Origin of the sequence: Moraxella lacunata (assembly GCF_900453205.1) — a bacterium.
GTDB classification, from domain to species: Bacteria; Pseudomonadota; Gammaproteobacteria; order Pseudomonadales; family Moraxellaceae; genus Moraxella; species Moraxella lacunata_B.
Genome location: NZ_UGQU01000003.1, coordinates 456,404 through 469,753, shown reverse-complemented (window position 1 = coordinate 469,753; position 13,350 = coordinate 456,404). Strand labels below are relative to the sequence as shown.

The window sequence follows — 13,350 nt, the reverse complement described above, 5'->3', positions numbered from 1 at the left end:
AGCGGTTGGGTTTTTTTGTGTGTAAATTTCTTGACATTTATTCTCATAAACACAATAATGACCCAATCCCATGACACTTGATAGGATGACCCATGACGACCACGCCTTTTGATACCCTGCCCACATCTACCTTGACAGGCAAGCCTGTACTGCACTTTGTCCATGCCAATGGCTTTCCCAGTCAGGTCTATGCACCGCTATTTGAGCATTGGGAGCAGGTGTTTAGCATTGAGTGTATTGAGCTCTTTGGCACGCACCCTGATTATCCACTTGACAACCACTGGCAGGGACTGACCGAGCAAGTGCTAGACAACATCCGTGAGGTGTGCGACAAACACGGCGTGCCACAGCTGGTTGCCGTGGGGCATTCTGTGGGGGCGGTGACGACCATGCAGGCGTGTGATAAAGACCCTACGCACATCAGTCAAGTCATCGCCCTTGACCCATCCCTACTCATGGGCAAGATGAGCCTAGCTTATCAGTTATCCAAAGTCATGGACAACGCCCTACGCCCCTTGCCCAGATTTCATCACTATTTTGTCGATAAAATCTCGCCTGCCAGCAAATCCAAATACCGCAAAGACACCTTTAACAGCAGGCAGACTGCCCATGACAGCCTACGTCAAAAAGGGTTGTTTAAAGCCTTTGACGCACGCACCTTTGACGGCTACATTCAGCATGGACTGACCGCCAAAGACGACAAATTCATACTCGCCATCCCCAAGGCGGTCGAGCTTGCCATCTTTCGCACCATTCCATCCCTATACTGGGCGAAGTCACTGACCATCTACCGCCCCACCACGCTCATCGCTGGCAAGGACAGCCACTTCACCCACATGGGTTCATACCACGCCATCCACGACCGTTGGGGTGTGCCAGTCATCTATGTGGACGGCTCGCACATGTTCCCTTTGGAGACACCCGACAGCACCGCCCATCTCGTGCTAGACACCATCGCCCAACAAATCAAGGCTCGCTAAATGCCCCATCATGACCTAACCGACCCACAGATGACCAAGCCATCCCCACGCCCTGCCATTTCTTTTTCGGCAGTGGGCGTGGTGGGGCTGTGCTTATTTTGCCTGTTTGGCATGTTTGCCTTACAAATCATTGGCGTGTATATCGGCTCATTGGCTTATTATGAACAGGCAGGCAGTCTGGATGTTGCCACGCTCATCATGCTCGGCTCCAATAACGGCGTGGTGGTCGCCATCTCGGTTGTCATCACTGCCCTAGCCTTTACGCTGTTTGCCGTAGGTTTGGTGCTATTTAAAAGCAAAACGGCACGCCACGGCACGCCCCATCAGCCCCCATCAGCTCATCACTGGGGGACTGTTTGGCAGTTTTTTGGGATAAAGGCGATAGGCGTTCGGGGTTTTGTCGTCAGTCTAATAGGCATGATAGCATTTATGGCGGTAGGTGAGATTGTCTTGACCGCCTTGGACAGCTCACCCATGGATTTTTTGGATGGGCTTATCACAGATGAGTCCCTACCCCTGCTCATATTCGCCATCGTGGTGGTCGCCCCCATCTACGAAGAGCTGGTGTTTCGGGGACTGATATTTGGCGGACTGCTTCATCGTCATCGTGCCGAGCAAATCCCCATCCGTCTGGTCGGTTTTACCATCGCTAAGTCCACACTCATGGCAAGTCTCATAAGCAGTCTGCTCTTTACGCTCGTTCATCTGCAATACGACCTGCTTGGCATGGCGGTCATCTTTGCCATGGCGTTGCTGTTTTGCTATATTCGTGTCAAATACGGACTCATCATGGCAATACTCATGCACATGGTCAATAATGGCATGGCGATGGCGGTGTATTTGGCAAGCTGACTTAAAAGCCCTTTTCTTTGCCATCAGAGCTTGTTATACTATTTATAAGCACACCCTAATTACAGACTTTAACTGGGCAAAACATACTAGGGCGTGCCTACCATTGATAACATTTTTATAAAATACGATGAAAATTTGACAATTTTAATCAATTTTTGCATGAAAAATGGCTAAATCTTGTGGCTCGAAGTCAAAAACTTGTCTGATAGAAGACTCACAGTCTCAGGTTTTTTCCTTGAAAAACGTGCGACTCCCCTGCTCTTTTTTAAACAGGCATTTTTCATTGCAAATACCAAAGGTAGGCACACCCTAATTTACTTACAAGTCATCATCAAGGTATTTTATGGACATCATTATCTTGGGTGGGGGCGTGATTGGCACGACCACCGCCTATTATCTTGCCAAAGCAGGGACAAAAGTTACCGTCATAGACCGCCAATCGGATGTGGCGATGGAGACAAGTTTTGCCAATGCTGGACAAATCTCCCCTGGTTACTCAACCCCTTGGGCTGCCCCAAGCATTCCAATGAAAGCGGTCAAATGGCTCATGCAAAAGCACGCTCCCCTTGCCATCACGCCTGATGGCACAGGCTTTCAACTGGCGTGGATGAAACAAATGCTTGCCAACTGCAATGCAAAGCGGTATGAAATCAACAAAGAACGCATGATGCGAGTGTCAGAGTACAGCCGTGATTGCATCCGTGCCTTACGTGATGAGATTGGCATTGGCTATGAACATCGTACAGGTGGCACGGTACAGCTGTTTCGTAAACCTGCCCAGCTTGAAGCGATGAAACTGGATACCAAAGTTTTGGACGAGTGTGGTGTGCCTTATGAAGTCTTGGACAAAGATGGGCTTGTGCGTGCCGAACCTGCCCTAGCTTATGCCAGTGCCGAGCTTTTGGGTGGATTAAGATTACCCAATGATGAAACGGGCGACTGTAATTTATTTACCAAACGCCTTGCCGAACACTCTAAAACTTTGGGCGTGGAGTTTAAATTTAACACCGTCATTGACAAAATTATCTCTGAAAATCAAAAAGTGACAGGCGTGGTTGCAGGGGGCGAAACCTTGACGGCAGACGGTTTTGTCTTGGCACTCGGAAGCTATTCTCGGGCGATGGCAAAGGATTTGGGGCTTGATTTGCCTGTTTATCCTGTCAAAGGTTATTCTTTGACCGTGCCAATCGTGGACGAAACAAAAGCCCCTGTTTCTACCGTGCTCGATGAGACTTACAAAATCGCCATTACCCGCTTTGATAATCGCATTCGTGTGGGTGGTATGGCGGAGCTGTCGGGCTTTAATTTGTCATTAAATCCTGCTCGCCGTGAGACCTTAGAGATGGTCACAAAAAGCCTGTTTGATGGTGGTGATTTGCCAAAAGCAGAATTCTGGACGGGGCTTCGTCCAATGACCCCAGACGGTACGCCGATTATCGGGGCGACCAAGTTTGATAATCTATTTATCAACACAGGACACGGCACGCTGGGCTGGACGATGGCGTGTGGGTCTGGTAAACTGCTTTGTGATATTATTATGGGTCAGCTAACCGAGATTAAGATTGATGGGTTAAATATTGACCGTTATAAATAAGATAATTTATGAACCATTCGCTCAAGCCCATTGTGATTAATGCTTATCAAAAAGTGGATTTTAATCCAAAATTTGCGGCTAATCCCAATCAGTTTCATCCAAAACAAGATTGCTTTGATATGGATAACCACAATCAAAAAGCAATCACTTGGAATGAAGAAGTAGGGTATGTTAAGTTTTTTGACTTTACCATACCGAAGTTTCAAAGAACTTTATTGTGGCAACTAGATTTGTCAATTTATTATGCTAAATTATGCCCTACTAATCAATGGGTTTGGTTAATTGAGCGAAATCATCAACATAAAATTACCATTTTGCTTTATGATTATCAAGGTAATTTATTGACAAGTCAAAGTGTTGATGATGATTATGGCTGGGCGGAGTTTTTGATAACCAAATTGCCAGAAAACAATGCCATAATGTTAAGTTTTGCCTATGGTCAAGATGGTTGTTTTGATTATTTGGTAAAATGGGCTGATGGCAAACTGCAAATCCAAAAACCATTAGATGATGATTTGTCCTTTTTATTTTGTTTTGATAATAATCAAAAGGCGGTTTTATTAAATTTTTATGACAGTTTTATTCATATTACTTCTTATCCTGATTTTAAGGTATTGCATACTTATCAATTTGACGATGAAATGTATTATGATGGATTGGAAAAAATTACCGATACATTGTGGTTGTTTTCTGATGGAATGAATTTTCGTTATTATGTTTTTAATGCAGAAACACGACAAATTGAAAAAGAAATCGTCATTAAAGATTATGAGCCACAATTAAATGACGATGGCGAAATTCATTCAAAAATAAGTGCAATAACTTATGACAATGGCAAACTTTATTTTTGCCATTGGGGTGAATGGTGGGGTGTGGCAGAGTTTAATGTTAGTCACTTATTTTAATTAAATACTTTTAATAGGAAAAGTTATGAATCAAATCACCAAACTAGACAGCAACGAAACCATTACCGAAATCGCCATTTACAATGGTGTGGTATATCTGGCAGGGCAAGTGCCTGATGATGACAGCCTTGACATTGTCGGGCAAACCCGTGAAGTCTTGGCAAATATTGACAAAGCCCTTGCCAAAGCAGGCACGAACAAATCTCGCCTTTTAACCGCCCAAGTCTTTATCAAAAACCTAGATGATTTTGACAAATTTAATGCCGAATACACCGCTTGGATAGCAGGCAATGTTCCGCCCACTCGTGCCACGGTTCAGGCGAATTTGGTCAATCCCAACTGGCTTATTGAGATTGTGGTAACGGCAACGGTTTAGTTTAGCCCACTTGCCCCACCACCTGCAATCCTGCCAACGCCACCACCCCTGCCGTCTCGGTGCGAAGTATCCGCTCGCCTATCGTCCACGACAAAAAGCCATGCTTATGGCACGCATCTATCTCATCATCAGACAGCCCGCCTTCTGAACCGACCAATATGCCTATCGTGGACGGCAAGGGGGCTTTTGGGACATAGCGGTGCGTGTCGTCTGATAGGCTCATGACGATTTTTAGCTCATCGGTACAACTTGCTAGATAGCTCGACAGCGTAACAGGGGGTAAAATGACAGGGATAATATTTAGCCCACATTGCTCACAGGCAGAGACGGCGATTTTTTGCCAATGAGTAAGTTTTTTGTTATCACGTTCATACCTGAGTCGCTCGGAGCGTTCGGTGGTGATGAGCTGTATGGCGGACACGCCCAACTCGCACGCCTTTTGGATGGTATAATCCATACGCTCGCCCTTACTCATCGCTTGGATTAGGGTAACACGATAAGGCAGGGTGCGATTGGCAGGGTTAAAGTCATCTATACGCACATGGGCGGACTTTTTGTCAATGTGGGTGAGCGTGGCGGTATATTCGCCCCCTTGCCCGTTAAAGAGCGTGGCAGTATCGCCAATATTTGCTCGCAAAACTTTCGTCCAATGATGATACACGTCATCAGGCAGGGTTATCGTATCATGTACGGCTAGGGGCATATCTACAAAAAAACGCATGAAATCGCCTTTTAAATGATTTATTAAAAATAAATTGGCAACTATAAAATGATTTCAGCATTCTATTGATTTTTATTTGCCAATTTTATCTTTGTTTTATTTAAAAAATAGGTATGGTTAATTTACGATTTAGATACATGGGGTAAATTTAATTTATCCAAATTGATATGTTACATTAGAAAAATTTAAATTTTCCCCTACGCATTTATCCAAAAATAACTCATTTCTTTTTAAACAATATTTTAATCAACCTTTTTCAACCCTTTTTTATTATCTTGTTTAAACAAACTTGATAAATCAGGTTTTTCTTTACCAATGGTAACGATGATAAATTCATCAGGGCGGATATAGGTATTTAGCGATTGATTGACCGTATCCAATGTCGCCTTGTCTAGTCGCACCAAATAATCAGTGATATGACTGTCGGGCAAATTATCATAACCCAAATGGCTTGCCGTGCTGTGAATGGCGGAGTTGGTGGCAAGGCTCATGGGATAGGCGTATTTGCGACTGGTGCGTTCTAGGTTAAATTCGCTGTCTTTTATGCCATTTTTTCTTGTGTTTTCAATGACTTGTAAGGTTTTGATGATTGCTTCTTTGGCTTTGTCGGTCTGAGTAGAAAAACTGATACGATAATAACCCCGCTCATCAAATGTCGTCATACCGCCCGTAATACCATAGGTGTAGCCGTGCTTGTCTCGGATTTCTTTCATGAGATACGCATTAAAATCGCCCCCTGCCAGCACGCTGTTGGCAAGGCTAAAATTGGTGCGATTTTGTAGCTCCACAGGGTCTCTGGTCTCTTTTTCGCCCATGTGTCCGATATAGACGTGTGTTTGGGTGCTGTCATAGGGGATATGGACGTGCTGTGGCTTGGGGGCGATGGGCGTGGGCAAGTCGGTGGCTCTCTCGCCTTGGGGCAAGGCATTTATCAGGCGTTTGGCGATGGTGCGTGCGTCATCGGCACTGATGTCGCCTGTGATGGCGATGTGGGCGTTGCCTTTGGTTAAGTATTTGTTTTTATAGGCGATTAGGTCATCTCGGCTAATGCTCGCCACGCTCTGTTGTGTTCCGCCTGTGGGGATGGCGTAGGGGTGTGTGCCGTATAGGGTTTTTAAAAATTCAACACTTGCCAGATGGCTTGGGTTTTGTTTGGCACGCTCAAAACCGATGTCCGCTTGGGCTTGGTTGCGTTTTAGGATAGTTTCATCAAAACGGGGGTTTTGTATCATGTCGACAAACAAATCAAGGGCAGGATACAGCTCTTTGTCGTCCGACAAACTTCTAAACGCATAAACAAACGTGTCTCGGTAGGCAGTCGCCCCAAACACCACGCCGAGCAGTTCGGCTTTTTCGGCAAACGTGTTCTCATCTAGGTGGGTTGTGCCTTGGGTCATCATGGTGGCGGTCATGCCAGCAATGCCGTAGCCGTCCGCCCGTATAGTGTCGTCCTTGGCAGAACCGCCCTTAAAGGTCAAACTGATGTCCAAAATCGGTAGCTCATCAATGGGCGTAAAAATCACAGGCACGCCGTCCACGTCAAACCGCTCCATGTGTGGGATTTTTAAGTCCAGTGGCTTGTCATCTTTTAGGCTGTCAAGCATGGGCAAGGGCTTATCGCTTGGGGCGACAGGGGCATGGTGATGACCGTCCGCCCATGTGGTGTGGCTGATAAGCAATAAGGTTAAGGCAATTGGGGTAAGTTTTTTCATGAGATTTCCTGATATTGGGTTGGGGTTTTAATTGTTGATTTTATATAAATCATTTTTATTTAAATTGATTGTCATGGTTAATTTTGGAAAAATATTATTTTCATTTTTTAAATATCCAAATTTAATATCAATTTATCTTTTAAATAAAATGATTTTGGTAAAATTTAATTTTTTATTAAACTTCCTGCAAAACTAGTTTTCCGTTCGCCCTGAGCTATGCCTGTGGGTGCGGAAAACCTTTATGGTTTGACAAGCTCACCATGAACGATTTTTTCTTTAATTTAGGGTTTTGCAGGAAATCTATTTAAATTTTACCCATAATTTTTATCAACTTTTCAAACCCCAAAAATAATCTATTATTCATCTTTTGGCAAAATATAGGCACTATACATACGCTCATCGCTTAGGTATTTTTTGCCTGCGTTTTTAATTTCATCGGTGCTAATGGTGGGCAGGATTGCCAATTCTTCTTGGATTTTGCCAAAAGGGATATTTTCATTTTTTAGCATTCCCAATAAACTTGCCTGCCCTGATACACCTTCGGACGCAAACACCAAGGCGGTTTTTGTGGCAACCATAGAACGGTCAAGCTCTTTTTGGTCAATGGGGTCGGTCATGGTGCGTTTAATCTCGTCCAGAACAAGGCGTTTGGTTTCATCAAGGCTCACCCCTGCTTTTGGCGTTGCCATGACCATAAAAAAGCCGTCCCCATAGCCTGTACTGTCGTAACTACTATGTACAGACGTAACGAGTTCTTTTTTGACCAAATTTTTGGCAAATCGCCCAGACGCTCCGCCACTTAGCACGCCATCAAACAACCCCAATGCCAACAGCTCTCGCTCATTGTCGGCGGTGTGGCGGTTGGTGAGTTTTAGGCTAGATAAAGTCGGGGCTTGCCATGCCAAAATCAGCGTGGGGACTTGGACAGCTTCTTTGATGACGACATGGCGTTCGCTCACACCGCCTTTGCCTGCGTTGAGGTCATCGGCATGGATGAATTGGGCAGGGTCTCGGGCGGGTACGGGGTCGCCTTTGGGAATGTCGCCAAAATATTTTTTGATATGGGTTAGGGCTTCGTCTTTGTCCACGTCGCCCACGATGACAAGCGTGGCGTTGTTGGGGACGTACCATGTGGCGTACCAGTGTTTTAGGTCATCCATGGTCAAGCTCTCAATGTCCGCCATACTCCCGATAATGGGGCGACCCCGTGGCGTGTCGCCATAGACGAATGGTAAGAACCGCTCCCACGCTTTTGCCATGGGGTTGTCGTCCGTACGAGAACGGCGTTCTTCTTGGACAACTTGGCGTTCGCTCTCTATCTGTTCGGGTTTAAACAGCAGGTTTTTCATGCGATTGGCTTCTAGCTCCAACGCTAGGGCGTAGCGATTGGCGGGCAAAATCTCATGATAAACGGTAACATCCGAACTGGTGTAGGCGTTGTTGCTACCGCCATAATGACTGATAAGACGGCTAAATTCATCGCTGGATACCTTGGGCGTGTCCTTGAACATTAAATGCTCTAAAAAGTGCGACAGTCCGCCCTTACCCACAGGCTCGTCATTCGCCCCCACGCCATACCAAATCTGGGTCATGACCACAGGGGCTCGTTTGTCTTCTTTGATGACGACTTGCAAGCCATTGTCTAGGGTGTGTTCGTGGATGTTTTGTAGGAGGCGAAGTTCGCTTGTAGGTTGAGTTTGTTCTGGCGGTACTGGATAATAGTAGAGCGTTACTTTGCTCTGACAAGCTGTCAGTAACGTCATCAATCCCAATGATAAAATAAGATGATAAAAATTTTTTTTCATGATTTGTTCCAAAATGTCATTTTCCAATCAACACGCTGGCAGTAGGACGTACACCTTGACCGTTATTGGCACTGCACGCCACAAGCGTTAGGGGTAGGCATAGGGCGATGATGAGCGTGAGTTTTTTCATGATAATTCCTAATTGCAAAAGGTTATAGTTTAGCATAAGTTGGGGTAGGTGGCAATTTTGGGAAAAAGATTGACAAAAAGTACTTTTAAAAATATCATACAAAGACTTTTAAAATATTTTTAATAAAGAAATACCATTATGCTAAACCAAATCCATAGCCGTTATGTTGCCAGTATCAGCGATTTAAAGAAAAGCCCCATGGACACACTCGCCCACGCCAATGGCGAACCTGTGGCGATTTTAAATCGCAATACCCCTGCTTTTTATTGCGTACCTGCGTCTTTATACGAAAAAATGTTGGACGCATTGGACGACCAAGAACTCATCAAATTGGCAAACGAACGGCAAAACCAAAAAACGGTAAAGGTAACGATTGATGACTTACGAGCCAAATTCCAATAATGATGAAAATCGTGTTTATGAATTAGAATTTAACGAAACTGCGTTAAAAGAATTTGAAAAATTAAACGCCACGATTGCCGAGCAATTTTTAAAAAAGCTAGAAAAAGTGCTGTTAAATCCACACATTCCCAAGAATAAACCACACGGGGCGAATGCTAAGAACTTATACAAAATCAAACTTCGTAAGGTGGGTTATCGTTTGGTTTATGAAGTTAGGGATGATAAACTGGTGGTGCTTGTGATTACGGTGGGACGGCGTGATACGGTGTATGATAGTATTTGACGCACTTATAGGCTGTGGCTCTATTTAGTATGGTAGAGCTGATTTTTTATGATTTATTTTTTGCTAAATTTAGCGTAAAATAACCCCAAATTTTTATGAGAATCATCATGTCTAACACAGCCCACACTGACCCCAAACTTGCCCAAAAACAAGCCGTTGCCAAATCCGCCCTTGCCTACATCGAAGACGGCATGATTTTGGGCGTGGGGACAGGCAGTACGGTAAACTGCTTGATTGAGCTGTTGCCACAGGTTCGCCTAAAAGGGGCGGTGGCAAGCTCACAAGTGACCGAAGATAAATTAAAAGCCTTAGGCATTGAAATTTTTGATTTAAATGCGGTGGGCGAGCTTGATTTGTACATTGACGGGGCGGACGAGATAGACGCTCATGGCAACATGATAAAAGGCGGTGGCGGTGCCTTGACCCGTGAGAAAATCGTGGCGGTAGCATCCAAACGCTTTGTGTGTATGGTGGACGACTCCAAAACAGTCACCAAACTGGGCAAATTCCCTGTGGCGGTGGAAGTACTGCCCCAAGCCCGTTCCTATGTGGCTCGTGAACTGGTCAAACTCGGGGGTGAGCCTGTCTATCGGGAAGGTTTTGTCACTGATTATGGCAATGTGATTTTGGATACTTATGATTTGGACATCACAGACCCTGCCGAGCTAGAGAGCACACTAAACAACATCGTGGGCGTGGTGTGTAATGGTATCTTTGCCAGTCAGTCGGCTCACATCATGCTAAAAGCAGGCGATGACGGCGTAAGTACGGTAAAATTTGACAAGACGACAAAATAAGGTAAATAAAAAAATAAGGATTTGACATGCTCTTAATGATAGATAACTATTGCAGTTTTACTTACAACATTGTTCAGTATTTTGGCGAATTAAAGCAGGACATTGTGGTAAAACGCAACAACGAGATTACCCTTGATGAGATAACCACTCTTGCCCCACAAGCCATTATCCTAGGGCCCGGCCCTTGCACACCGACCGAGGCGGGGGTTACGGTGCCGATTTTGACACATTTTGGCGGAAAAATTCCCATTTTGGGCGTGTGCTTGAGTCATCAAGCCATTGGGCAAGCCTTTGGGGGCTATGTCGTGCGAGCAGGCGAGGTCATGCACGGACGATTATCAGACGTGCATCATAAGGATATGGGCGTATTTCACGATTTGCCAAACCCTGTGTCGGTGGTGCGGTATCATTCGCTGGTCATTGACAAAGCCACGTTGCCTGAGTGCTTAGAAATCACCGCTTGGACACAGAATGCGGACGGCTCTATGGGCGAGATTATGGGTGTTCGTCATAAAGAGTTAGACATTGAAGGCGTGCAGTTTCACCCAGAGTCTATTTTAAGCGAGCATGGTTATCAGCTTTTTAATAACTTTTTAAAACGCTGTGGGCTTGCTGTGTTAGATGATAAAAATTTGCCAACGGTGGCGTGATTTTTTATTTAAAAACAGTACTGTAAGGGCAATTTATTCGCCCAAATTCGGTAAAATTATTCGTTTAAAAAAAATTTAAAAGGAAATCCATGTTAGAAAATGACCACGACATTCACGCCTTTTTGGTACACACCCTAAACACCCTAATCAATGGCGAAAACCTAAGCGATGACGATACCGCCACGCTCATGACCCTTATCATGACAGGCAAATGCCCCGATGTGCTACTGTCCGCCATTATCACAGCTTGGCGTATCAAGGGCGAGACGGTGGACGAGGTTGCCATCTCTGCTCGTGTTATGCGGTCGTTTGCCAATGCTGTTGCTTTGGACGTGGATAATGCGGTGGACATTGTGGGAACAGGCGGAGATGGGGCGAATTTGTTCAACGTATCCACAGCGTCCGCCTTTGTGGTGGCGGTCTGTGGCGGTGTGGTCGCCAAGCACGGTAGCACAGGCGTGTCAAGCCGTTCAGGTGCGTCCGATTTGCTCATAAGTGCAGGCACAAACCTTGCCCTTGACCCAAGTCAAGTTGCCGAGTGTACCAAAAATACAGGCGTGTGCTTTATGTTCGCCCCCAATCATCATCCTGCCATGCGTCATGCCAAGGCGGTGCGTGGAGAGTTGAAGGTGCGGACGATTTTTAATATCTTAGGACCTTTGACCAATCCTGCGTCCGCCCCCAATAGCTTGCTTGGGGTGTATGATGTGGCGTTGTGCGAAAAGCTCGCTCACGTCATGGGCAAACTTGGCAGTCGCCATGTGTGGGTCGTGCATTCTGATGACGGCTTGGACGAGATAAGCCTTGCCACACCCACAACGGTATCGGAATACAAGGACGGCAAGGTAACCACCTTTAAAATCGCCCCCACCGATGTCGGCATTGCCATGCAGTCGCTTGACGACTTGTCGGTTGGCTCGTCTGATGAAAGTTTTGACCTTATCAAATCCGCCCTACAAGGACAAACCGACCCACGCACCCAAAAGGCGTGCGATATTATCGCTCTAAATGCAGGGGCAAGCCTGTATCTGTCAGGGGTGTCAGACAACTTTAAAGACGGTGTCGCCCTTGCCAAAGAGGCCCTAGCAAGTGGTAAGGCATGGCAAAAAATGCAGGAATTTGTGGCATTTACCCAAACGTTTCATCATTGATTTTTTAAGGATCATAGGGATAAATTCGCCTAAATTGTAATCATGCCATTAAGAAAACCGTTCGTGGTGAGCCTGTCGAACCATGACGGTTTTCCGACCCTTCGACTTAGCTCAGGGCGAACGGAAAACCTAGCTCAGCATACCACCAAAATTTTAAAAGGAAAAACCATGTCCACCCCCACCATTTTACAAAAAATTATTGCCACCAAACACCAAGAAATCGCCCATGCTCGTACCCAAATCAGCCTTGACGAGTTAAAACAAAAAGCCAAATCCGCCCCTGCTGTGCGTGGGTTCGCCAATGCCCTACGAGCGGTAGAGCAAGGCAAGATTGGCGTGATTAGCGAGATAAAAAAGGCAAGCCCGTCCAAAGGCGTGATTTGCCAAAATTTTGACCCCATTGCCACCGCCCAAGGCTATGAGTCGGCAGGGGCAACTTGTTTGTCTGTTTTGACTGACCGTGAGTATTTTTTGGGGCATGACGACTATCTTATCCAAGCCAAAAACGCTTGTAATTTGCCTGCCTTGCGTAAAGATTTTATGGTGGACGAGTACCACATTTATGAAAGTCGCACGCTTGGGGCGGATTGTATTTTGCTTATCATGGCGTGCCTTAATGATGAGACCGTGGCACATTTGCACAAGGTGGCGATAGAGCTTGGCATGGACGTGCTGATTGAGATTCATGATGAAAATGAGCTAGCTCGTGCGTTAAAATTGCCCAAATCTGCCCACAACATTTATGGCATCAATAACCGCAATCTTAATACCTTTGATGTGGATTTGAATACGTCTATTCGCCTTGCTAAGACCTTGCGTGAAAATGTGGGCGATGACGCACTTATCGTCAGCGAAAGTGGCATTCATGGGGCGGACGATGTACACCTGATGCAGTCGCATGGCATTCATCACTTCCTTATCGGTGAGCAATTTATGAAAACGGACAATGCAGGGCTTGCGTTGGAGAAATTGCTAAAAAGCGTATAAATACT

The 13,350-nt window shown here is 45.5% G+C and carries 14 protein-coding genes; 11 read left to right on the top strand and 3 right to left on the bottom strand.

What is annotated here, in order from left to right; all coding sequences use genetic code 11:
• Positions 1-92: 92 nt before the first annotated feature.
• The 5 genes from DX073_RS11290 (at position 93) to DX073_RS11270 (ending at position 4,707) form a co-directional block, all read left to right on the top strand.
• The gene (locus DX073_RS11290; protein WP_115008138.1) at positions 93-980 is read left to right on the top strand and encodes an alpha/beta fold hydrolase; all 888 of its coding nucleotides are present in this window, start codon (positions 93-95) and stop codon (positions 978-980) included.
• The gene (locus DX073_RS11285) at positions 981-1,832 is read left to right on the top strand and encodes a CPBP family intramembrane glutamic endopeptidase (protein WP_115008137.1); all 852 of its coding nucleotides are present in this window, start codon (positions 981-983) and stop codon (positions 1,830-1,832) included.
• 343 nt (positions 1,833-2,175) lie between these two features.
• Positions 2,176-3,426, top strand: a complete 1,251-nt coding sequence (locus DX073_RS11280; protein WP_115008136.1) for a D-amino acid dehydrogenase — start codon at positions 2,176-2,178, stop codon at positions 3,424-3,426.
• Between the two features lie 8 nt (positions 3,427-3,434).
• Entirely contained in the window at positions 3,435-4,331 is an 897-nt protein-coding gene (locus DX073_RS11275; RefSeq protein ID WP_115008135.1) for a hypothetical protein, read from the top strand.
• Positions 4,332-4,356: 25 nt separating this feature from the next.
• The gene (locus DX073_RS11270; RefSeq protein ID WP_115008134.1) at positions 4,357-4,707 is read left to right on the top strand and encodes a RidA family protein; all 351 of its coding nucleotides are present in this window, start codon (positions 4,357-4,359) and stop codon (positions 4,705-4,707) included.
• A gap of 1 nt (position 4,708) precedes the next feature.
• Here DX073_RS11270 and DX073_RS11265 read toward each other — a convergent pair whose 3' ends face one another.
• The 3 genes from DX073_RS11265 to DX073_RS11255 all read right to left on the bottom strand — a co-directional run bounded on the left by DX073_RS11265 (position 4,709) and on the right by DX073_RS11255 (position 8,945).
• Entirely contained in the window at positions 4,709-5,428 is a 720-nt protein-coding gene (locus DX073_RS11265; RefSeq protein ID WP_115008133.1) for a 16S rRNA (uracil(1498)-N(3))-methyltransferase, read from the bottom strand.
• A 242-nt stretch (positions 5,429-5,670) separates the two neighbouring features.
• Complete coding sequence (locus DX073_RS11260; RefSeq protein ID WP_115008132.1) at positions 5,671-7,140, bottom strand: M16 family metallopeptidase; 1,470 nt, start codon at positions 7,138-7,140, stop codon at positions 5,671-5,673.
• A gap of 356 nt (positions 7,141-7,496) precedes the next feature.
• Positions 7,497-8,945, bottom strand: a complete 1,449-nt coding sequence (locus tag DX073_RS11255) for a M16 family metallopeptidase (protein WP_115008131.1) — start codon at positions 8,943-8,945, stop codon at positions 7,497-7,499.
• Between the two features lie 268 nt (positions 8,946-9,213).
• Between DX073_RS11255 and DX073_RS11250 the strand changes: the two genes are divergently transcribed.
• From DX073_RS11250 to trpC, 6 genes are all read left to right on the top strand, one after another.
• Positions 9,214-9,477 carry a type II toxin-antitoxin system Phd/YefM family antitoxin gene (locus tag DX073_RS11250; protein ID WP_065255890.1) on the top strand — a complete coding sequence of 88 codons (264 nt, stop codon included), beginning with the start codon at positions 9,214-9,216 and terminating at the stop codon, positions 9,475-9,477.
• The gene (locus tag DX073_RS11245; protein WP_115008130.1) at positions 9,452-9,760 is read left to right on the top strand and encodes a type II toxin-antitoxin system RelE family toxin; all 309 of its coding nucleotides are present in this window, start codon (positions 9,452-9,454) and stop codon (positions 9,758-9,760) included. The genes DX073_RS11250 and DX073_RS11245 overlap by 26 nt, the downstream gene beginning before the upstream one ends.
• 107 nt (positions 9,761-9,867) lie before the next feature.
• On the top strand, positions 9,868-10,557 hold the full coding sequence (gene rpiA / locus DX073_RS11240; protein WP_115008129.1) for a ribose-5-phosphate isomerase RpiA: 690 nt from the start codon (positions 9,868-9,870) through the stop codon (positions 10,555-10,557).
• A gap of 26 nt (positions 10,558-10,583) precedes the next feature.
• Complete coding sequence (locus DX073_RS11235) at positions 10,584-11,207, top strand: anthranilate synthase component II (RefSeq protein WP_115008128.1); 624 nt, start codon at positions 10,584-10,586, stop codon at positions 11,205-11,207.
• Positions 11,208-11,296: 89 nt separating this feature from the next.
• The gene (gene trpD / locus DX073_RS11230) at positions 11,297-12,358 is read left to right on the top strand and encodes an anthranilate phosphoribosyltransferase (protein ID WP_115008127.1); all 1,062 of its coding nucleotides are present in this window, start codon (positions 11,297-11,299) and stop codon (positions 12,356-12,358) included.
• A 168-nt stretch (positions 12,359-12,526) separates the two neighbouring features.
• Positions 12,527-13,345 (top strand): indole-3-glycerol phosphate synthase TrpC, encoded by an 819-nt coding sequence (trpC, locus tag DX073_RS11225; protein WP_115008126.1) that lies wholly within the window; start codon positions 12,527-12,529, stop codon positions 13,343-13,345.
• Positions 13,346-13,350: the final 5 nt, after the last annotated feature.

Excerpts from the sequence above, each read along its gene's own strand:
- DX073_RS11290 (WP_115008138.1), top strand. The coding sequence starts at position 93 with ATGACGACCACGCCTTTTGATACCCTGCCCACATCTACCTTGACAGGC.
- DX073_RS11245 (WP_115008130.1), top strand. The coding sequence starts at position 9,452 with ATGACTTACGAGCCAAATTCCAATAATGATGAAAATCGTGTTTATGAA.
- DX073_RS11235 (WP_115008128.1), top strand. The coding sequence starts at position 10,584 with ATGCTCTTAATGATAGATAACTATTGCAGTTTTACTTACAACATTGTT.
- DX073_RS11285 (WP_115008137.1), top strand. The coding sequence starts at position 981 with ATGCCCCATCATGACCTAACCGACCCACAGATGACCAAGCCATCCCCA.
- rpiA (WP_115008129.1), top strand. The coding sequence starts at position 9,868 with ATGTCTAACACAGCCCACACTGACCCCAAACTTGCCCAAAAACAAGCC.
- trpC (WP_115008126.1), top strand. The coding sequence starts at position 12,527 with ATGTCCACCCCCACCATTTTACAAAAAATTATTGCCACCAAACACCAA.
- DX073_RS11280 (WP_115008136.1), top strand. The coding sequence starts at position 2,176 with ATGGACATCATTATCTTGGGTGGGGGCGTGATTGGCACGACCACCGCC.
- DX073_RS11255 (WP_115008131.1), bottom strand. The coding sequence starts at position 8,945 with ATGAAAAAAAATTTTTATCATCTTATTTTATCATTGGGATTGATGACG.
- DX073_RS11265 (WP_115008133.1), bottom strand. The coding sequence starts at position 5,428 with ATGCGTTTTTTTGTAGATATGCCCCTAGCCGTACATGATACGATAACC.
- DX073_RS11275 (WP_115008135.1), top strand. The coding sequence starts at position 3,435 with ATGAACCATTCGCTCAAGCCCATTGTGATTAATGCTTATCAAAAAGTG.
- trpD (WP_115008127.1), top strand. The coding sequence starts at position 11,297 with ATGTTAGAAAATGACCACGACATTCACGCCTTTTTGGTACACACCCTA.
- DX073_RS11250 (WP_065255890.1), top strand. The coding sequence starts at position 9,214 with ATGCTAAACCAAATCCATAGCCGTTATGTTGCCAGTATCAGCGATTTA.
- DX073_RS11260 (WP_115008132.1), bottom strand. The coding sequence starts at position 7,140 with ATGAAAAAACTTACCCCAATTGCCTTAACCTTATTGCTTATCAGCCAC.
- DX073_RS11270 (WP_115008134.1), top strand. The coding sequence starts at position 4,357 with ATGAATCAAATCACCAAACTAGACAGCAACGAAACCATTACCGAAATC.